This window comes from Bradyrhizobium sp. CB82 (genome assembly GCF_029714405.1).
Lineage (GTDB): Bacteria > Pseudomonadota > Alphaproteobacteria > Rhizobiales > Xanthobacteraceae > Bradyrhizobium.
Map to the genome: position 1 here is coordinate 7,452,287 of NZ_CP121650.1, position 19,615 is coordinate 7,471,901.

14 protein-coding genes and 1 riboswitch are annotated in these 19,615 nt (G+C 57.4%); of the genes, 6 read left to right on the plus strand and 8 right to left on the minus strand.

Going from position 1 to position 19,615, the window contains the following annotated elements:
• Positions 1-1,163: 1,163 nt before the first annotated feature.
• Complete coding sequence (locus tag QA640_RS36005; protein ID WP_283037527.1) at positions 1,164-1,709, minus strand: HPF/RaiA family ribosome-associated protein; 546 nt, start codon at positions 1,707-1,709, stop codon at positions 1,164-1,166.
• 221 nt (positions 1,710-1,930) lie between these two features.
• Positions 1,931-2,647, minus strand: a complete 717-nt coding sequence (locus tag QA640_RS36010; RefSeq protein ID WP_283037528.1) for a sulfite exporter TauE/SafE family protein — start codon at positions 2,645-2,647, stop codon at positions 1,931-1,933.
• An 875-nt stretch (positions 2,648-3,522) separates the two neighbouring features.
• Here QA640_RS36010 and QA640_RS36015 point away from each other — a divergent pair.
• Together QA640_RS36015 and QA640_RS36020 are read left to right on the plus strand one after the other, a co-directional pair.
• Positions 3,523-3,906, plus strand: coding sequence for a hypothetical protein (locus QA640_RS36015; protein WP_283037529.1), 384 nt, complete (start codon positions 3,523-3,525; stop codon positions 3,904-3,906).
• A gap of 4 nt (positions 3,907-3,910) precedes the next feature.
• Positions 3,911-4,210: a hypothetical protein gene (locus QA640_RS36020; protein WP_283037530.1), complete on the plus strand. Its 300-nt coding sequence runs from the start codon at positions 3,911-3,913 to the stop codon at positions 4,208-4,210.
• Between the two features lie 935 nt (positions 4,211-5,145).
• Here QA640_RS36020 and QA640_RS36025 read toward each other — a convergent pair.
• Positions 5,146-5,421, minus strand: coding sequence for a hypothetical protein (locus QA640_RS36025; protein ID WP_283037531.1), 276 nt, complete (start codon positions 5,419-5,421; stop codon positions 5,146-5,148).
• Between the two features lie 528 nt (positions 5,422-5,949).
• Here QA640_RS36025 and QA640_RS36030 point away from each other — a divergent pair.
• The gene (locus QA640_RS36030) at positions 5,950-7,224 is read left to right on the plus strand and encodes an IS256 family transposase (RefSeq protein ID WP_283037532.1); all 1,275 of its coding nucleotides are present in this window, start codon (positions 5,950-5,952) and stop codon (positions 7,222-7,224) included.
• 113 nt (positions 7,225-7,337) lie between these two features.
• On the opposite strand, the gene QA640_RS36035 is transcribed toward QA640_RS36030, so the two are convergent.
• Complete coding sequence (locus QA640_RS36035; protein WP_283037533.1) at positions 7,338-8,789, minus strand: carbohydrate porin; 1,452 nt, start codon at positions 8,787-8,789, stop codon at positions 7,338-7,340.
• A gap of 1,016 nt (positions 8,790-9,805) precedes the next feature.
• Positions 9,806-10,735 carry a TauD/TfdA family dioxygenase gene (locus tag QA640_RS36040; protein ID WP_283042985.1) on the minus strand — a complete coding sequence of 310 codons (930 nt, stop codon included), beginning with the start codon at positions 10,733-10,735 and terminating at the stop codon, positions 9,806-9,808.
• A gap of 733 nt (positions 10,736-11,468) precedes the next feature.
• Positions 11,469-11,694, plus strand: a riboswitch (cobalamin riboswitch).
• A gap of 106 nt (positions 11,695-11,800) precedes the next feature.
• On the opposite strand from QA640_RS36040, the gene metE reads away from it, so the two are divergent.
• The 3 genes from metE (at position 11,801) to QA640_RS36055 (ending at position 15,156) form a co-directional block, all read left to right on the plus strand.
• Positions 11,801-14,128: a 5-methyltetrahydropteroyltriglutamate--homocysteine S-methyltransferase gene (gene metE, locus QA640_RS36045; RefSeq protein ID WP_283037534.1), complete on the plus strand. Its 2,328-nt coding sequence runs from the start codon at positions 11,801-11,803 to the stop codon at positions 14,126-14,128.
• Between the two features lie 110 nt (positions 14,129-14,238).
• On the plus strand, positions 14,239-14,430 hold the full coding sequence (locus QA640_RS36050; protein WP_283037535.1) for a hypothetical protein: 192 nt from the start codon (positions 14,239-14,241) through the stop codon (positions 14,428-14,430).
• A 216-nt stretch (positions 14,431-14,646) separates the two neighbouring features.
• Complete coding sequence (locus QA640_RS36055; protein ID WP_283037536.1) at positions 14,647-15,156, plus strand: avidin/streptavidin family protein; 510 nt, start codon at positions 14,647-14,649, stop codon at positions 15,154-15,156.
• Positions 15,157-15,613: 457 nt separating this feature from the next.
• Here the strand turns inward: QA640_RS36055 and QA640_RS36060 are convergent, their stop codons facing one another.
• The 3 genes from QA640_RS36060 to QA640_RS36070 all read right to left on the minus strand — a co-directional run bounded on the left by QA640_RS36060 (position 15,614) and on the right by QA640_RS36070 (position 19,371).
• Entirely contained in the window at positions 15,614-16,843 is a 1,230-nt protein-coding gene (locus QA640_RS36060) for an MFS transporter (protein WP_283037537.1), read from the minus strand.
• Positions 16,844-17,164: 321 nt separating this feature from the next.
• On the minus strand, positions 17,165-18,067 hold the full coding sequence (locus QA640_RS36065) for a 3-keto-5-aminohexanoate cleavage protein (RefSeq protein WP_283037538.1): 903 nt from the start codon (positions 18,065-18,067) through the stop codon (positions 17,165-17,167).
• A gap of 383 nt (positions 18,068-18,450) precedes the next feature.
• Positions 18,451-19,371, minus strand: a complete 921-nt coding sequence (locus QA640_RS36070) for a 3-hydroxyacyl-CoA dehydrogenase (RefSeq protein ID WP_283037539.1) — start codon at positions 19,369-19,371, stop codon at positions 18,451-18,453.
• Between the last annotated feature and the right edge of the window lie 244 nt (positions 19,372-19,615).

Genomic DNA, 19,615 nt, shown 5'->3' on the forward strand with positions numbered 1-19,615 from the left:
TTGCGGACAAAGCCTGGTGTCGAGTACCGCGAGAGAAAAGCGATGAACTCACTGCTTTGAAGATTTCAACAGTCTTTCCGTTTCTTGCCCGCTCCTGTTCTTGGAATTGATCGCGCTTATCGCCGCAGTCCTTGCTCAACCATCCTGTTCTGAAACGGCCACATCGAATAGAATCTCCCGCTAGAAAAACGTTGCGGTTCCGCGAAAGAGAGCTCATTTTGCGCTCTTTCTTGGCTGCTTTTCAATATATCACTAACTCTATCGTGCATGTGTACGAACTCGCCGTGACAGATCAGTGACTTCATTCGTCGTCTAATCCGCAAGCGGCTTTAAGATCCGCACGTATGGCGCAGCTATTCTTTCACTCGACTGCCTTGACTTTTTCAGATGGCGTTTGAATTCGCATGCTCGAGACGAATGCCGTCGCGCAAGCGAAATGCCATCGCACAAAACCAGCGCGGATTACCTCCCCCACGCCGGATGTCCGCGGAAGAATATCAGGAGGCACAATCTGCACTAGTCAGGAGCGCGCGAATCCGGCGACTGGTACCCTCGACTCGGCCGGCATGCACAGAACTGGTGTCGAGATTCTCGCAACAAATGCACACCGCCGTCGGGCGCCCTTTGAGAGCGGCATCGGGCACGCTGATCAATACCGCCCACTTCAGAGGTGAAAACATGCCGGACGGAATAAACGCCGCCCGGACCGGGCCCCACGAGCAAGATTTTCTACATCTTCCGCCAGAGCGGAGGAACCAGGAGAAGGGTGAACTCGCCCGCATCAACCTCGCGGCTGGGTGGTTGCTTGATCCATAGCGCATTAAGTGATGTACAAATAGAAACTCGGCGCGTTGGCATCGCCCGGATCATGATAAGCTGGGCGAGATGCTCAGACTCGGTTCGCCAACGCGAAATATCCCCTCCGCGTGGCCGATATAGTGTCGTCGGAACCGGAGCCACCCTCCCCGAGAACATGCGATCATCTATCGCGCCTGCCGGCTGCTGCCGTCGAAGGTGCCGACACGCGGATGGAAGGACGGAAGCTCTCTCATAAGACGACGCGAGAACCTTTCTCAATGACTTAGCTGCTTCGCCGCGTACATCTGGCCCGGCCATTACTCCTCACATCGCGGTTTATTGTCGGGTGCGACGGCAAGCTTAGCTCACTTGCCCAAAACTTTGACTGCGATCGCTTGCAGACCGTCTTCGCCGAGTTCCTCGATATAGCTAACGCGCGCTCCGACAGCGATCTCCGCGCCAGCTCCCAGAATACTGATGCTGCTGAAGTAAATCTCCTGATTAGTGGCGCTCTTGAGGAAACCGAACTGGCGCCCTGGATCAATCCGCACCACGGTGCCAACCGTCTCTGCTTCCCGGGACGCTATCCGACCGCTGCCAATCAGATTCTCGTGCTCCCTCAGGTGGCTCCGTACTCGGTTGAACGCATCGTCCACGGCCGAGCTTAGATCGGTGTACTGCTCACCCCCCTCAGACCTCCATCCGATATCCACCTCGCTCCCATTGGGAAGCGCGAGCCGAATGCTTACGTGGTACTGACTATCCGGCTCGCGACGATCACCCGAGCCTCGCACGGTGATTCGTCCCACCGTCGCTCGACCGTACAGTTGTTCCAGTTCGGAAATGTGCCGTTCAATGGCGGCTTGCAATCCTGGGGGCGGTGCCAGATTCTCGAATGCGATTTGAGCCATGATATAGTGTTTCCAATTCGATCCGATCAGGCTTGGCTAGCGTTCAATCCAGCCTAAATAAATCGAGCTTGGCTTGATCCCCATCGGCCTGTTCAACATGCGTTCCTGCCTCAACTGCCGAACAGATGGTTAGCGTCTACTACGACACGCCAGCTGCCGAATTGACGTCACATCTCCTCGAGCTCGCGCCAAGCTTCATGAAACTCCAGCGACCTCAGCCTTCAAACGAGAACCATTTGGATCCCGGCGGCGAACAGAACTGCCGCGAGGATGAACCTGGTGGCTGTTTGACCCAGCCATTTGAGGCCGATCGCCGTTCCTGTGATGGAGCCCCCCAGCGCGGCGATGGCATATGACCCGAGATGCAAAGACGGAACTTGGCCGGCGAGAAGAACTCCGGCTAACCCGACAGTGGAGTTCGCCAGGATGAATGGGCTCGACAGCGCAGTGGTCTGCTTAGGAGACGCCCAATTCAATGCAATGAGCGTCGGAGCCAAGAACACTCCGCCGCCAACACCGGTCAGGCCAGAAATCAGGCCGACGATCGCTCCAACACTTACGGTACCCCAGAGCGGGATTTGGCGATCCTGATCGCTGACCCGATCGCGCCGTAAGGTCATCACGGCGCCTGCCAGGAGAAGGAGGATGCCAGTCATTGGCTTGTAAATGTAATCCCCGAGAACGATAAGACCGCCGCCAAGTGCCATTGGCGTTGATGAAAATAAAAGCGGACGCAGCATTGTCCAGTCAACGGCTCTGTTGCGATTAAAGACCCAAGTTGAATAAGTCGCGACAACCACGTTGAGAGCAAGCGCTGTCGGGCGCATCTCTGTTGGCGGAAGAGCGGCGAACGCCATCAGCCCGAGAAACGCGGTCCCGCCCGCCTGCCCGACCGTCGCGTAGAGCAGTGAGATGACGGCCAAAGCCAGAGAAAACATGCTGCACCGACTTTGGCGAAGTTTTTCGCCTTCCGACGCCAGGCTGATAGCGGCTCAGCGCGTACATCGGCTTCCGAGATCGCGAGTGACGGCTTTAGGCAACGAGTGAGCACATCTTTCAGGTTCATCGGGCGGCCACATCTATATTGCATCCTGATTTTCTTCTGGCTTGATTGAGTACGATTGCCACGTGCGCGTCATCTTCATCAATTGCCAATGTTAGTAGTTGACCGTATGACCAGGCTCGGAAAAACGGTCTCCAGAACCTTGAAGCTGTCACCGAGGCGGCCGATGTATATTTGCACTAGCTGTGCGTTTAAAAAGTGCGCGGCCGATGTGCTGGCCGACAAGGCAGAACTGAAAAAGTATGCCGCTAACGTCGCGCTTTTCGCTTGGACGGCCTGGGGCAATCGCCCGAAGAGATGGGGCAAGCGAAGCTCCCGTCGACTGCTGGCGAGCATCGCGGCTCCGGCTCATTGCTCCTGGAGCTTGGTGCGAACTGATCCTTCGCATTGGATCGGCGAAGGAGGAAGCGAGGAAACGCCAGGTGTCGGCAAAGCCGCACCTCTGGCAGTTGGCGGACGTGCCGGTGCGCCGTGAAGCCAAATCCAGCAAAGCCGAGGATCCGCACCACAGCCTTTGCGAACAATCCGACAGCAGCTTTGCGAGTTTGTCGGGTTTGAGCCGATCTCCCTAGTCTGACGCTACGCACACGATCGCGAGGCGCTCGCAGACCTCGCAATTTCGCCTTCGGCACGCAGCTTGCTTCGCCCAGCACACCATCACCGTCTCGCCTCCCGGCTCGGTGATGCAGGGGCGGACCGGACGTGTCACGGCGTGTTGTGTCCGCCCCGACCGATCTGCGGTGAGGTGACATGAAACAGCATATGCGGGCGGCGGCGGCTGCGGTCGCCTTTGCTCACGCGCTCCGCCGCGAGGTCCTCAGCTTGTACGAACACGAGACCCGTGGGTACAACAGGATCAGGGTGTGGGTAAACGCAAATTGGGCGAGCGGATACGACTACGACAATCAGTGCAAAGTCGGCGGCTCACTGCCGCATATGTTTCACCACGGCGTGAGATCGCGTTGGCGGCTGAGGCCGAGCCCCCTGGGAGCGTACAGCGGCTTTGATCATGACACTTCATCTTTCTTTTCCGTAAAGGTCACCAGCAAGCACGCCAGGGTGTTCGATCACCGGGAAGGCGCGGACTTCACGTACACGATCTGGTCGGGGAGCCGCACTCCAATCACGGAGTGAATCGATGACAAGCAATCTTGACACTTTACGCAGTGCAGGTTTGCGCCGCAATCCGGGTTGCGCGTTACCGGTCAATGCACAGACCGGGGCCGCTTTGGTCACGAGCGGTCGGCTAGAGGCAGCTTCGATGGAGCGGTACACGGCCTACCTAGTCGGGCCAGATGGGCATGCTGTGGGTTTTGTCGAATTTATCTGTTCTGATGAGGGCGCAGCAAAGGAGCGGGTACGGCAAGTTGCAAATGATTACGCGATTGAGCTTTGGCAGAGCGATCGCAAGATAGTAGCGTATGAAGCACAACGGTAGCCCTCAGCACGAGAGGTACGATGCGGTTGCGGCCGTCTAGCGACAGAGGTTGAGACGCTATGGCCACCGTCTATCGCGTCGGACTCGCGATCAGAACTTAGACTAGTCGTTCACATCGACATCACTACGCCGATACGAACTTGTCCAAAAGCGTTTTTATAGGCTCTTTGGCCCGCAAACCACGCGTTCCCCTCCTCTTAGAGGCCGCAGTAGTGCGAAGGTTTAGCCGCCGTTCTTGCGCCGCAAGCGGCTTTTCAAGACGAGGTTGGGTAAGAAACTCTGAGAATGAGTCGCGAATTATGTCCTGCATCCCTAACGCAACGAAAACCACTCTAGCCGTCTCGATGCCGGACCGTCAGCCTGGAAACAAGCCGTCTTTTGAGAGGTGGCCTTGGGGGATCGTTTGTTGGCGACTTGAGAGCGAATAGCGCATCTGGCATAGGCCGGCAATACCCCAATGACGCGCCTTGCTCGCAACCGGAGGTCCTTCTCGGATTTAATGCATGCCGCTGAGCAAGCGAAAGGAACCTCCTCGATACGATCCCAGAATTCGCAATTTTCCCTTTGGCAGATCTGCATCACTTCGCCGTGGGCGTCGATTGGGCGGCAGCGCGGCGCATAAGTGAATCCACGTCTTTCTGCCCCAGCAATCCACGTTCTATGGCACGCGAGAAACGATCGATGTTCATCGAGCGCTTCCCGCACGATCGCGGCAACACTTGCGTACCCGAACTTGGGTACCAACGCTGTTGCTAGAGCACACGACGCAAGCAGATTCTGCCGCGAACGCTCCTCATTTACTGTAAGCGAGCGCACATACCGTTCGATCAAGACAGTCGCCGAACGCTGCAGGAGAGTGATCGATTCGATCAGACGATCGCAGACTAGCATGTCGTAACAGTTGATCTCCAACAGTCCTTGTTGGCAGGCCATTGCTATGGAAGCGTCGTTCCGGCGCGGATCTCTTGAGACGCCTCAATGATGGCATCCGCTTTCTGCGCTGACAGCGCGCCGATCTCTTGATTCGCTCGCGCCGCCGCTTCTTTTATCATCGCCAGTGCAGGGACAAACTCAGGCAGCGTCGACGATCGTGCGGCGCGTGAGTGGAAAATTCTCCAAAGCCCGGAGAGTATTGATGCCGTAGAGCGCGTCCGCTGGTAGTTGTCTCTCACCAAGAACGTCTTCTTCGGTTCGCATTTCGCCCATGACATTGTATTCTCGCGTTTCTAGGGTGACCCATCGATATCCCGACTGGGCTTCGCCAGAGCAGACAACGTCTAGCGAGAGAGTATCTCCTGCAAAGTGCGACCGCGAACTGACAAGGTCAGATCGTAGAGCTGTCCTGGTGAGCACCATTCTGACATCCGCCTTGCCTAAGCGGGTCGCTATCGAGGTGCGAGATGCCGCGAGCTTTGCCGATACATCGCTAATTCGGCTTCCCTATAGACGGCAGAGGGACCAGCCGAGATAGAACAGTTCGGAGCAAATGGCCCCTGCCCTCTGACCCAATTTGCGAGAGGCGCTGAATTGCATGGATCCAAGAAGCCACGTTAGCTGACCAACCCAATGGCCATAAATGTGGTGGGCGTTCACGCTATCTGGCCGCGGTGTTCGCCTAGCATGGCGGATACCGACAGTATGGGGATGTCCCGGGTTCTGTTGAACTTCTGAAGAGGTCGGCGTTGCCCACCTTGAGCCGGTAGGCTCGGGGTGCTGATTCCACAAAGGAGAGCAACGCCATGACGAGAGATATCACACCGGCTGGTTCGCCGGCGACCGGGGCTGTGGACGAAGCGTTTGCAGAAGTGCGGGCGAGCTTCGATCGGTTCTGCCTTGCGGCAGGGATCGAGGCGCTCGGCACGATGATGGAGGCGGATGTCACGGCGGCCTGCGGGCCGCGCCACGGTCGCGATGCGGGGCGGCAGGCGCACCGTTGGGGCCGAACGCGGGGCCGGATCGGCTTCCACGGCGGCAAGATCGAGGTCGAGCGCCCGCGGGTCCGGGGCGTGGACGGCCGCGAGGTCACGATCCCGAGCTGGGAAACGGCAGCGCAGGAGGACTGGCTCGGTCGCTGGGCGATGAACCTGATGCTGATCAATGTGTCGACGCGCCGGTTCGGCCGCGCTGTCCGGCTGCCCGAGGGTGACGTGCCGGCACCGCCCGGATCAGGGGTTTCGAAGTCGGCGGCCTCGCGGAGGTTCGTAGCGCTGTCGGCGGCGCGGCTGGCCGACTTCATGGCTGCCGATCTGTCCGCGCTCGACCTTCTGGTGGTCCAAATCGATGGGCTGCATCTCGGCGACGATCTCGTGCTGGTCGCCGCGATCGGGGTTGACGGCGAAGGCAACAAGCATCCGCTGGCTCTGGTGGAAGGGGCGACCGAGAACGCCGCAACGGTTCAGGCCCTGCTGGACAACCTGGTCTCGCGCGGGCTCGACCCGACGATGCCAAGACTGTTCATCGTCGACGGCGCGAAGGCGTTGTCGAAGGCGATCCGCCGCACCTTCGGTTCGGCCGCTGCGATCCAGCGCTGCCAGATCCACAAGGCGCGCAACATCATGGAACGCCTGCCGAAAGAGCATCATGCGGCCACCCGTCGGGTGCTGCGCCAGGCCTGGGAGCTCGATGACGCCGACAAGGCTGAAAAATTGATCCGCAATCTCGCGCGCCGACTCGACCAGCAATGGCCCGGCGTAGCGGCCAGCATCCTTGAAGGCCTCGATGAAATCCTGATTGTCGTCCGGCTGAAGCTGCCGAAGGAGCTTCGTCGATCGCTCGCCTGTACCAACATCGCCGAGAACATGATGGGCACCATTCGCCGCGTCACGCGCAACGTCAAACGCTGGCGGGATGCTGGTATGGCCCTGCGCTGGGTCGCGGCCGGCATGATCGAGGCCAACAAGGGCTTCCGACGATTGAAGGCGTATAAGCAATTGTCGGTTCTGCGTGCGGCCCTTCAAGCTCACCACGATCGCATGACGATCAAGCCCGTTGCCCACGTCACGAGGGCCGCGTAACATTCATTCCGGCAACGTAGGCCCGGCGTAGTTCAACACCGATCGGGACATCCCCGACAGTATTGCAAGATCCGCATTGGCGTGCTTGTGAATTTCCCCCTATCTTTGAAGGCTTAGAAGAATATCGACGTAGACACTAACACGTTCAACGCATGTCCCGTTCGCGGTGTGTAAGTGATGCTTGTCGGGTTATTGACGTATGTCAGTCCTAAGCTTGAATATACCCCGGGTGACAGATGTGCCGTGTAGGTTGCGGAAAGCGCCGTACTGTCGCGATGCACAAGATGGCCCTTGGCCACGGCAGCTTCTACTGCAACGTTGCTCCACGCAGTGTTGGTGGCAACAATCGCAATCTGATCACTTGGACGGCTGTCAAACAACCCCTTCGCGTAGAGACGGAGCTCGTAATACTCACTCACCCTGTTTAAGTCGGGCGGCGCGTACATCACAGAAAATCCTGCATAGATGCCACGAGCTGGTGAGCCTTGGACATCCGACTGCCAGAGTTGCCTGTCCGCTGCCACGTAATAGATGCTATTCCCGTCGGATCTCGGTTGGTTCGGATACTGCAGGTCAGTGAAGCTGCTATTGGTGAAACCGGCACCTACCCGCAACCAAGTCTCAGGTAAACCTGGAGCAGCTTTGTTCTTGTAGCCGGCTTCGTCGAGCAAGAGAACGCCCGCGTTCGTCGTGCTCCAGTTTAACCCGGTCGGATTTTCGCGAATGTGCGCAAATTGACCGTCTGGACTGAGTGAACGCTGTACTGAAATCCGGTTGTAGAACCGGTCATCAAAATTGTACTTTAGATTGAAGGCTGGCGTCGGCGCGGCATTGTTGCTCATGCCTGCTTGGTACAAAATGTGGGATGACGCTCCAAAAACGTTTACTGCTGCGTTTCCTCCGACCACCGTGCCTACGAACTCATTTATGTTCCTGAGATAGCCCATTTTGAGCTCGAGTTTCCCGTCAAAAAACGTTTGATAGTAGGCAATCGTATTGATCCCAACTCTATCTGGCCCCCCGGGCTTCCATGTCCAGTACTGCTGCTGGGCTCCTACGATGATCTGACCATCGGGAATCCCAAATCGGCTGAGATCATAGGTCACGATCATGAAATTCAGGGTATTGAATGTCGGGTTCTGACCAGCATATAGCTGATCACGAATGGTGCTCTTCGCTGCATTCGGTAGCTGATTGTCCACGAAGGTGTTTACAGTCCCGCCAACATAGCCGATTCCGACTTCCCCCAGCGCAGATCTAACGCCGCCGTAATCCTGATCTATTGTATCGGCCGGACCAGGAATATTGAGCCACATACCTTTTTCGCGTAGGTCCTCGAACTTTGCGAAAGGACCGGCTTTCTGTGGAGTTTTATTCTTTGCAACTACAGGCGCACCGTCGCGCTTTGCTGCAAACGCATTGACCGTTTGTGCAAGCGCTGCCCTATCGACGAGACGCGCTGCTTGTTGGCACCCGTACCTTCGGTAGGGCTTAGCCGAACGGTTCTTCTTTTGAACTTCTCCTTGGGTGACCTCGTTAGGAGTACCGCTTTGTGGGCTAAGCACAGTGGCAGCTTGTGCCAGCGCCGTATCCCCGACGGGACTCGCAGTGATGGACAGTGCGATAGTAATCCATCTCCGCGCGTTTGCTCCATGAAATTTCGTCCGCAGCGCCCTAGCCGTGATAGAAAGCGATGGACGGCCACGAAGCGCTGAGACCTTTGAGGGCTTGGTCCTCGATGATAGCGCGAGAAAGCTAGCTAGCGGCTTCCATGAGACGGGAACGACCGCTGTAGGAGTGGGCCTCACAGCAGTAGATGACGAGACAGCAGATCCATCACGCCTGCTGGCGTAGGCAGATCTATATTGCATCCCGACTTCCTTAGCGTGTGAGGCGTGACTTTTCGCTGCCGCTCGATTGCCACGTGGTCGCCACTGCATCAATTGCTAAGGTTGGTAGGCGACATCAGCCGCAGGGTGCTGCTTCTCGATTCGCGAACTTAATGTCAGATGGGGCGCGCGACCAATCTGTGCTCTTTCCTCACGGGGCTCGTCTACAAGTAGAGCGACGGGCCAAGCGTTCTGCCATCCTCGCCAGAAAATGGAGATTGTGTGCCCGAGGAGGTTAGCGCCCGTCTCAAGCCTCTCCTAGGCGAGGACACGACTACGGCAGCTCACGTAGGATGGACAAGAAGATGTGCTGATGGTGGCTCAGAAGAACTGGCGACTGCTCGGCATCTGCCGAGGCCACTGCGGATGAGTAGGCGGATCGTGAGACCACGGCAATGGTTGCCCCCATGGAGAGAGCATTTTTCGAAAAGCGTGCGCCCCTTCTGGCGCGGTTCAAGACCGACATCCATCGGCGAAACGGGCGGCTGGTCGACTACTAGTACCGCTACCGCGTAGCTGCTGAACCCGATATGCCCTCTAAAGAATAGTTGCTGCTTTTCGATTTGCGCGCTCGCAGCATCAGGTTCATGGTAGGTGCGATGGCGAACCAAGCTTCCGAATACTGCACGGAGCGATCGAGCGCATAACGGCAGAGTTTCCATCGGCCGGATCGCGGCCAATCTTGTGACCGTCTAGGCGACCTCAGCGGCCGGCTGCTTAGGGGCCGTCACGCGTGTTACGCTGCTCCGACCATCGATGCTGACCGGTATTTCGCCGGCGATGGTTGCGCGATGAACAAGGCGGTGTCGGTCGCCGTAGTCGTTCACCGCGTAATGTTGTGTGGCGCGATTGTCCCAGATCGCTACGTCGCCTTCCTTCCAGTTCCAACGTACGGTGTTTTCGGGCGCAGTGATATGAGACTGAAACAAATCAAACAGCTTCTGGCCGTCGTATTTCGGGACACCAACGAAGTTCTGCACCAGCGCGCCGAGCACGAGCGTGCGTTCGCCGGTCTCCGGGTGTACGCGCACAACGGGATGCTCAGTCTGATAGATTGTTTTAGTGAAGACTTCGTCCAAGTGCCTTTTGTCGAGCTCGCTGGCGCGGGCCAGTATTGCGTAGTCGAAGGCGTTACTGTGAAGGGCCCACAGCTTGTCTGCAAGCCGTTGGAGCGGCGGAGCCAGGTCGAGGTAGGCCGTGACGGTATTTGACCAAACCGTATCGCCACCGAATGGTGGCATCACAATGCCTCGCAGCACCGCAATCTTGGGGTAGGCATCGATGAAGGTACCATCAGTGTGCCAGAGGTCGGCCCGGCTACCGGCGCGGGCTGAATCAAGCTCGATGATCGACGCTGTTCCGTTAATCGCACCGAGCGTCGGATGACGTGCCAGTTTTCCGAAACGAACGGCAAAGCGCTCCTGCTCCGTATCATCAAGGTGCCCCTGTTCGCGAAAGAAGATAACCTTGTGCTCCAACAGCAGCTCATTGATCGAGGCGATCGTCTGCTCCGGCAAATCGCCCGACAGCTTAATGTTTCGGATTTCTGCGCCGATGCGCGCTGCGCGTTTGATGATATCCGCGCGAGGACGGACATTGTTCGACAAGACCGTTGCAGTCATTACTCCAGCGTCTCCAATTTTGCGCCGCGGGACCACATTATTCAACTCGACAGAGCTGACGAACGCCAAATAGGGCTGCATGGCGGGATCCGACGTAGTCCGTGGTGCAGCGACGAGTCCTTGCTTGAGCTCTTCACGCGACCTCGGAGGTTAGTTCGGCGTTCGCGAAGGTCTTGATTTAAGATTGACCAGTACGTCAGTTCGATCAATTGCCAGTATTGGTAGTTGACCGGGGCGAGAGCTTCGCAGTTCGCTGAGGGATCGATGTCTCGTCCACTACCGAATGAATATGAAATCTGTGCTTATTGGATAAGGCAATGAGAGCGGCCTCTGTGATCGACTTAGAGGGGCGGTCTAAGCAATCCAAATTGCCGCGCTAAAGAGTCGCGGCGGTGACACCGAAGCGGAAGTACCCAAGAGCACTCCATTCCTCTCCATGCGCAACGCCTAGAAAAGATCGGGGATAAGGAAACGCTTGTCGAGGTTTTTAACCCTTTGTCGAGCTGTGCGTTTTGTGTGGCGTGGCTTCACAGCGGCGGCGTTTCCCAGGCCTGGGCTACTCGATGATCATTAGCCGAGCGTCGCGTGACCAACAACAGCGCGATCGCAAGCGACGGTATTACGGCCAAACTCGTCGATCAGATGCAAGCGCCCCGAGCCTGACACTACGATTGCTCCGGGGCGCTCGATGCGTCCATTGGCATCTCAGGGTTGACGTACCGCTTCCGTTGCAGATAATCGGAGGCGTCGAGGTTCTCCAGATCTCGTTTGATCTGGAGCTAAGAGGGAAGACGGTGCGCTTTCGATCCGTTCAGGATTAAAGTAATACCGGCGCTGCCCCCGCAACTGTAAGCGGCGAGCCCGTATCCACACGCGTCACTGAAGCAAACGCTTCGGGAAGGCCGGATGCAGGCGATGACCCGCGAGCCAGGAGACCTGCCCCGACAACATAATCGTCCACGGGCGGGGTGTCCGGTGGTACGCCTAGCAGGAGGCCTCGCTTTGGCGGCCTTCCTGCCTGCGTTTCCGCCATGGCCTTTGCCCCCACACAATGGGGATAAAGCTATGTCTCTTCTCTCACTTCCTGTCGCGACCCTCGGCATGCCGCGTATCGGGCCACGCCGTGAGCTCAAGCTGGCGCTCGAAGGCTACTGGGCTGGCAAAATCAGCGACCAGCAGCTCCTGAAAGCTGCGGCCGGTCTTCGTGTCGCCAATTGGGCACGTCAGAATTCGCTGGGCGTCACTATCATCCCGTCTAATGACTTTTCACTCTATGACCAGATTCTCGACACGAGCGTCACGGTCGGCGCCATACCTGAGGCGTATGGCTGGGAGAGCGGTCCCGTCTCGCTGAAGACCTATTTCACCATGGCGCGGGGCTCGCAAGACAAGGAAGACGCGAGCTGGGCTCACGCCCGTCAAGGCCTTGGCGCCTCTGCGCAGGAGATGACTAAGTGGTTCGATACCAATTACCACTACATGGTGCCAGAATTCCATAAAGGACAGACCTTCAAGCTCTCTTCCCGCAAGCCGATCGAGGAATATGAGGAGGCGAAAGCCCTCGGCTATCAGACGCGTCCTGTCTTGGTGGGGCCAGTCACCTTCTTGAAACTCGGCAAGAGCGCCGATCCGGCGTTTGATCCGATTTCGCTGCTCGATAGCCTCATGCCCGTCTATGTCGAGGTTCTTAAGGAACTGACGAAACGTGGAGCCGAGTGGGTCCAGCTTGATGAGCCCTATCTGGTGCTTGATCTCGACGAAACCACGCGGGATGCGCTCCAGCGCGCCTATGGGCGTCTCGCCGAGGAGGTGCCCGGCATCAAGGTCATGCTTGCAACCTATTTCGGAGCAATCGGCGACAATTTGGCGACCGCTCTGAAGCTGCCTGTTGCCGGACTGCACGTCGATCTTGTTCGCGCTCCCGAGCAATTGAGCCAGATTGAATACGGCGCGCGCGCGGACCTTGTGATTTCGCTCGGCGTCATCGACGGCCGCAACGTATGGCGTTCCAACCTGTCGGCACTGGTTGAGCGGTACAAGCCCGTCATTGCAAAGTTCGGCAAGGAGCGCGTGCAGCTCGCGCCTTCCTGCTCGCTTTTGCATGTCCCAATCGACCTCAAGCTCGAAACCGATCTCGATCGGGACGTGAAGAGATGGCTTGCCTTCTCGGTCCAGAAGATCGAGGAGCTCACGACCTTGGCGAAGGCACTTGCGGGCGACGGAAATGTCATTGACGCGCTTTCCGAATCAGACCTTGCAGCGAGGGCACGCCAGGCATCGCCGAAAATCCATGACACGGCCGTCGCCCGGCGAACGGCGGCGATTGACGAGGCTATGCGCCGCCGAAACAGTGCTTTTGCGACACGTGCCGAGGTTCAGCGCAAGCGTTTCGGCCTGCCGTTATTCCCCACAACCACGATCGGGTCGTTCCCGCAGACGAGCGAGATACGCAACGCCCGCGCCGAGCATGCCAAGGGAACGTTGACAAAGGCGAAATATGAACAATTCCTGAAGAAGGAAACGGCCAGCGCGGTCCTTTGGCAGGAAGACATCGGGCTCGACGTGCTTGTCCACGGCGAGTTCGAGCGCAATGATATGGTCCAGTATTTCGCCGAGCAGCTCTCCGGATTCGCGTTCACTAAGCATGGCTGGGTGCAATCCTACGGCTCCCGTTACGTTCGTCCGCCGATACTATTCGGCGATGTCTCCCGCCCGAAGCCGATGACCATCGAGTGGTGGCGCTACGCGCAGTCGCTGACCAGAAAGCCGATGAAGGCAATGCTTACGGGCCCGGTGACAATTCTCACCTGGTCGTTTGTCCGTGACGATATTCCGCGTAGCGAGACCTGCCGTCAGATCGCGCTCGCGATCCGTGACGAGGTCGCCGATCTGGAAAAGGCCGGGGCAACCATGATCCAAATCGATGAGGCCGCGCTACGCGAAGGTTTGCCGCTCCGCCGATCCGATTGGAGATCTTATCTCGACTGGGCAGTTGAAAGCTTCCGCCTCTGCTCCTCCGGTGTTGCCGATGCAACGCAGATCCATACCCACATGTGCTATTCGGAGTTCAATGCCATCATCGATGCAATTGCCACGATGGACGCAGATGTCATCTCGATCGAAACGTCCCGCTCTAGGATGGAGCTGCTCGATGCGTTCACTGCCTTCAAATACCCGAACGACATCGGCCCTGGCGTCTATGACATCCACTCTCCGCGCGTTCCCGAAGCCTCTGAGATAGCGGCTCTCATCGCGCTGGCTCGCCAACGACTGTCGGACTCACAGCTCTGGATCAATCCGGATTGCGGCCTAAAGACTCGCAAATGGACCGAAGTTCGTCCGGCGCTCGTCAACATGGTCGCGGCAGCCCGCGAACTGCGCAAGTCTTCCTGATGCCAGGGTGATCTGGCGGTCAAAGCCGTGTTCGTCGGAGAGGCTGGCTTTGTACACGGGGCCCGCGATTGCGGCCCAATGGCTCATTGGGGCAGCAGCACGCGGATAACATGGACTCGAAAATTCTCTATCTCTCCTCTCACACCACAACCTGCCCGTTCAGGTCTGAGCACTTGAGGAGCTGGATTGGGATCGCTGGAGGATCGTTCGAGGAGGTGCAACGCCAAAACCATGCGCTGCCGGGAATTGTTACTGAAATGGTCGAGATGAAGACTGATGAGGGGCGCAACGCCGCCGCATGATGGCGCAGAGCTGTCGATCGCTCAAGCATGTCCGGCCCGGTCACGAGTCGGCTGCTCGTGTCCATATGACGGGACCACGGTGGCAAAAGAGCTGAAATTTGGATGTCGATCACATTTCAACGTGCTAGCGCTATCACGCCATCATACTCGTTTAAATTGTCAATGCCGGGTTTTATAAGTAGGTCGCTCCGCTAATGGAGCGATATGGAGTCGGAAATGTCTCAAGCGAAATGGAAATTGACGAACCGGATCGCCGCAGCCTGCCTCGGCCTACTCATCCTGGCGGCGCCTGCAGCGGCGCAACCGATCTGGACCTGGACCAACCAATACGGCTCAACGCTGGTGGTCGACAATTATAATCCGAACACGGGCGCTATTTCCGGCACCTACACGAACAATGCGAGCAATAGCTGCGATGCAGGTGCCCCTCAGACAATGACGGGCTGGCTCGCGCAGACCAATAGTGGCGCGGCGATCAGCTTTTCGGTGAATTTTGTGGGCTGCGGATCGACAACCGTGTGGACCGGACAGCTGAACGCTGCATCTGGATTTCAGGGACTTTGGCTCCTTTCACTGGCGGAACCGGTGGCGTGGAACGGCATTAGCGCCGGCGCGGACACTTTCACCTTCGCAAGCGGCGACAAATCGAAACTACCGTCCGCTAGCGGCGAGGCGGCCAAGAGCGGTGCAGGCGAGAAGCTCTCGAATACCAAGTCTCGCAAGTGACATGAATAGCCACATCGCAAAGGAAGGAACGTTATCGCGCTGCGCTTTCGTCCCCGCCTTAATCTACCCAGACGCTCACTTTAGTCCAAAAGCGGATTTGGTATCGAAGATCGAGTCTTGCCGAGCCCGAACGCCCTGAGCTGTTCAGGCTCGGTATTACTCGTTGCAGGTGGGTCCAGCTGACCATATCGTTGGCCCCAGCTTCAAAATCAGTCTGTTTTGCGCAAATCGCCAGGATCGAGTTGCGCCTTGACGGCCATGGCAAAAAAGGGGCGACCAAATAGACTGAACTTGTGCCCTCACGTCTCGATCTCGGCTCGTGGCCGGCACGCCACCTCTTGCTATGACCTACTGATGTAGAAGGTTAGGTTTCCCGTGCGGTCCCATTCAGCAGATCCTTTACCGGCGGCACCGCGTTGCGAATCACCTTACCCCGAGATCTACTTAGGCGTTCCGCTTAAACAGGAGCGTCATCGTTATATGTCACGACGAGTCTAAGGCTGCAGGCGACGCCCGTTGCAATAACTAGGATGATTGCCATTCCGATCATGCCAATGTCAAAAGATCCCGTCCAGTCCTTGAGGAAGCCGACCATGTACGGGCCGATGAAGGCCCCAAAGGCACCAATCGAATTGATGAACGCGATGCCTCCAGCGGCAGCGGGCCCAGTGAGGAACCTCTGTGGGATCGTGTAAAGGACGGTCCGCGCCGAAATTGTGCCAATCAGCGCAAGCGTCATGCATATGAGCGCCGGTATGAGCGAGGTGAACACTACCGAAAACGCAAGTCCGGTGGCGCCAAGCATCAGTGCGGCGACCAGATTGTAGATCTTTTGCCCCTTGCAATCGACAAGGCGCGCCCAGAACAACGAGCCTATTGTCACAAAGAAATAAGGCGCGGCCGAGAGCCAACCAATCTGCATGTTGTTCAAGTTGTGGCTCTTTAGGATCAGAGGGAGCCAGATGCCTATCCCGTAGGAGGCGATCGTGAAAGCGAAGCTGATGCTTGTCAGCATCAGCACGCGGACATCCCTGATCGCGGCCCAGAGATCCTTTTTGACCTTGTCGTGCTTTTCCTTAGCGAGCTCGTCCAGTAGCGCGTCCCGTTCCGCGGGCGTCAACCACGAGGCCTTGCCCGGCGTGTCGGCTATCAGAACGAGGCATAAGCCTCCGAGCAAGCAGGCCGGAAGGCCTTCGATCAGGAACATCCATTGCCAGCCGGCTAGTCCCCACACTCCATCCATTCTTAATAGCGAAGCCGAAAGCGGATTTCCGATCAACGAGGACAGCGGCGTTGCCGTCATGAACCAGGCGAGGACGCCGGTCCGCGATTGCGCCGGAAACCAAATGGAGATGTACCAGATGACGCCAGGAAAAAAGCCCGATTCGAAAACTCCCAGAAGAAGACGGATTGCGTAGAAGCTGTATGGTCCAACGGCGAACGCTGTCGCCGCGGCTGCAAGGCCCCAGGTTATCATGATGCGGGCGAGCCAGCGTCGCGCTCCCACGCGATACATCATCATGTTGCTAGGTACTTCGAGGAGGCAGTAGCTAAAGAAGAGGATCCCAGCGCCCCATCCGAATTGCGTGGCACTTAAGCCGATGGCTTCGTTCATCTGCAGCGCAGCGATGCCGACACTAGTCCGATCGAGGTTGTTGAAAAGATAGGCGACGCCCAACAGCGGCACGAGCCGCCGCGTGTTCTTGACGACAGCGCTCGCGACCAAGCCACACCTTACCTTTTCGTCCGTATGACGCTGGGCAGCAACGGCGTCAACCAATTCGTTCTGCTCCTACAACTAATCGCTGACCACACGTCCACTTTTTTCTGACGCTATGCCGGGATGTTAGGCTGAAACATGGGAATCACGGCCCCAAGTGCCCGATCGCTCATTTTCAACCATCGATAACACTTTCTACTATTGGTCCCACGCTCAGGACTTCTCTAGAGCCCGTCATCGAACTAGCGAGCCATCGTACGTCGCTTCCGATTGAGAGCGGCAAATGGGCTATCCGGGCTGTTTGTGTGGCGCAAGCCCGAGCATCGCTCGCGCTTCCACTGTGGTGGCGGGCTCGTACCCAAGTTCTCGGATAATCTTTACGGTCTTGTCTACCAGGCGCACGTTGGTGGCAAGCATGCCCGGTTCGAGGTAGAGATTGTCCTCCAGACCTACACGCACGTGGCCGCCCGCGAGCACCGCGTGAGTTGTTGCGGGCAGCTGCGCTCGACCGACCCCGCTAACGCAAAACATGGCTCCTTTGGGAAGATTGCCGATCAGCAAATCGAGGATCTGCGGACTGTACGGCAATGCGCCCTGAATTGCGCGATCGGCACCAAGAACGAAATTGATCCAATAGGGAGGCTTATCGAACCCCTTATTGATGAGACGTATCGGATCTTGGAGAAGGTGGGAAAGTGAAAAGCATTCCCATTCGGGTTTGATGCCCGTTTTTTGGAATCGCTTTGCCATGATGTCGCAGCGGCTCGGCGACGTGTTAACGACAACATCGCGACCGCCAAAGCTGGCCAGAACGCTGTGAGCGTCAAATGTCGCCATGTCAGCGCCCGCCTCAAGACCTTTTAGTCGCTCTTCAAATATAACCTCATCGAAACCGGGCTCTAGGGATCGGACCATGTCTCCATCAATGCCCCCGCCCGTGCTGTTGTTGATGATGATGCCGCATTTTGCCAGAATCCGGGAATTGATGTCCTGGTAAATTTCCGGATTACAGGTTGCGCCGTCGTCCGGCCTGCGCGCATGCAGCGCCACGATAGACGCCCCCGCATCGTAGCATCGGTACACATCCTCGGCGATCTCGTTTGGCTGGGTCGGCAGGTGCGGGTTCTGCGATTTTTTCACCACGCCTCCCGTCGGAGCAATCGTGACAATGACTTTTCTGTTAAAACTCATACTGCGTCTCCTGTCATCGCCGGCTTAGGTATTCATAACGGGTTCTTACGTACGCGCTGAGGAACGACTTGACACAAGTCGCAAGGGCCGGAAGTGACGTCTTCGACAGGCTCCAGCCTCCAACACCTGGCATTCGGAACAGATCTGCTTATTGAGAATCGTCACGACGCCGAGTGCTCGCGTTGGGGAACAGCAGCTCGCTCATGCGAATGAGTTCGCGAACCTTTCGAGCGGAAATGTGCGCTTCAGCGCACCTTTTGTGTACGTTGCTAGGTCGTTCGCGACGATCCGTGCTCTCGTGGCCGCAAACAGCTGTCCAACTCGCTCCGACAGGTGGGCGCCGACGACGGCGTTGCGTGACTCCAGTCATGTCCTTCGACGGGTTAGATTTCGACATACGCAATGCCGGTGAAGTTGCCCTGGGACCAGAGGAGATTGTGTTTGTTCTTTCCATCAAGATTTGCGGAATAGATCGAACCGGCGAGGTCGGTAATGAACATCTGGTTGCCGGGAACGTCGAGTGCGATGCCGATTCCCTCCATGAGATGCGTGATCAGAATTTCCGGCTCCGTCTTTAGATCGACGCACGCGCGATTGACTGTGTTGCCACGCGGCGGATCACCGCGGTCTGTCCAATAGAGGACGCGGTTCGCCAAATCGAACTCAAGGTGAATCGGCTCCGGCAAGTCGTCGAACAGCACTTCTATGTCGGAGCGGTTTGCCGGACTCTCGCCGTTCGGGATGTCCATGTCCGCTCGGAAGATCCGGCCCTTGCCGGCATTGTCCGGACCTTTTTGCGTCCAGTAGATTTGGCGGCGATCGGTGTCCATGGTGATGCCGATGCACCATTTGGTCGGGTCGCGTCGGTCCAACTCACCGCGGCCTGCCTCGATGAGCGTCTCGATCTCGGAGCCGTCGAGATTGCACCGCATGACCCGCATTCCCTCGCGGTCAGACCAGTAGAGCTTGCCGCCTTTTTGATCGAGCTGAATCTGCTTCGGTGTGAAAGTGACACCGCACGGGACGATGACTCTGCGAGCCGTTCCATCGATATCGACGCGCTCAATCGAGCCATCGTTAACGGCGACACCGGAACCCATGTTGGTCCAATAGATGTGGCCGGCGCGGACATCGATGGCGATTCCGTCAGGAAGTTGACAATTGGTGACGACAACTTTTCGATCGGAGCCATCTGGCTTCATGGCTTGTATGCGGTTGGTACTCACCTCAAGAAAGAACAGCTGACGACCTGCGAACTTTCGGCTGGACGAACGTTTCGATTTGATCTCACTGGCGCCCGTCATGTTCTCCCTCAGGATGATGTGCCGCAAGTGTTAAGCTGAAAATTGCGTTTCAAGCTGCAGCGGATTCGAATCTCGTTTGTGGCGCGACGGGCAGGATGCGCTTTCGATCATCATGTGTTTGACACACTCTGCATCGTTCAACCCCGCGGGAAGAGCTGCATGGTATCGGTTAAGCAGTGGAGCAAGAGCCGGGCCAATTGCCAAACGTTCAGCCTATAAATTGTCGACCGAACTTAGCTGGGAC

Coding starts and splice junctions, on each gene's coding strand:
- QA640_RS36030 (WP_283037532.1), top strand. CDS start 5,950: ATGACGAGAGATATCACACCGGCTGGTTCGCCGGCGACCGGGGCTGTG.
- QA640_RS36010 (WP_283037528.1), bottom strand. CDS start 2,647: ATGTTTTCTCTGGCTTTGGCCGTCATCTCACTGCTCTACGCGACGGTC.
- QA640_RS36020 (WP_283037530.1), top strand. CDS start 3,911: ATGACAAGCAATCTTGACACTTTACGCAGTGCAGGTTTGCGCCGCAAT.
- QA640_RS36065 (WP_283037538.1), bottom strand. CDS start 18,067: ATGAGTTTTAACAGAAAAGTCATTGTCACGATTGCTCCGACGGGAGGC.
- QA640_RS36015 (WP_283037529.1), top strand. CDS start 3,523: ATGAAACAGCATATGCGGGCGGCGGCGGCTGCGGTCGCCTTTGCTCAC.
- QA640_RS36055 (WP_283037536.1), top strand. CDS start 14,647: ATGTCTCAAGCGAAATGGAAATTGACGAACCGGATCGCCGCAGCCTGC.
- QA640_RS36005 (WP_283037527.1), bottom strand. CDS start 1,709: ATGGCTCAAATCGCATTCGAGAATCTGGCACCGCCCCCAGGATTGCAA.
- QA640_RS36070 (WP_283037539.1), bottom strand. CDS start 19,371: ATGACGGGCGCCAGTGAGATCAAATCGAAACGTTCGTCCAGCCGAAAG.
- QA640_RS36050 (WP_283037535.1), top strand. CDS start 14,239: ATGGACTCGAAAATTCTCTATCTCTCCTCTCACACCACAACCTGCCCG.
- QA640_RS36040 (WP_283042985.1), bottom strand. CDS start 10,735: ATGACTGCAACGGTCTTGTCGAACAATGTCCGTCCTCGCGCGGATATC.
- metE (WP_283037534.1), top strand. CDS start 11,801: ATGTCTCTTCTCTCACTTCCTGTCGCGACCCTCGGCATGCCGCGTATC.
- QA640_RS36025 (WP_283037531.1), bottom strand. CDS start 5,421: ATGTCATGGGCGAAATGCGAACCGAAGAAGACGTTCTTGGTGAGAGAC.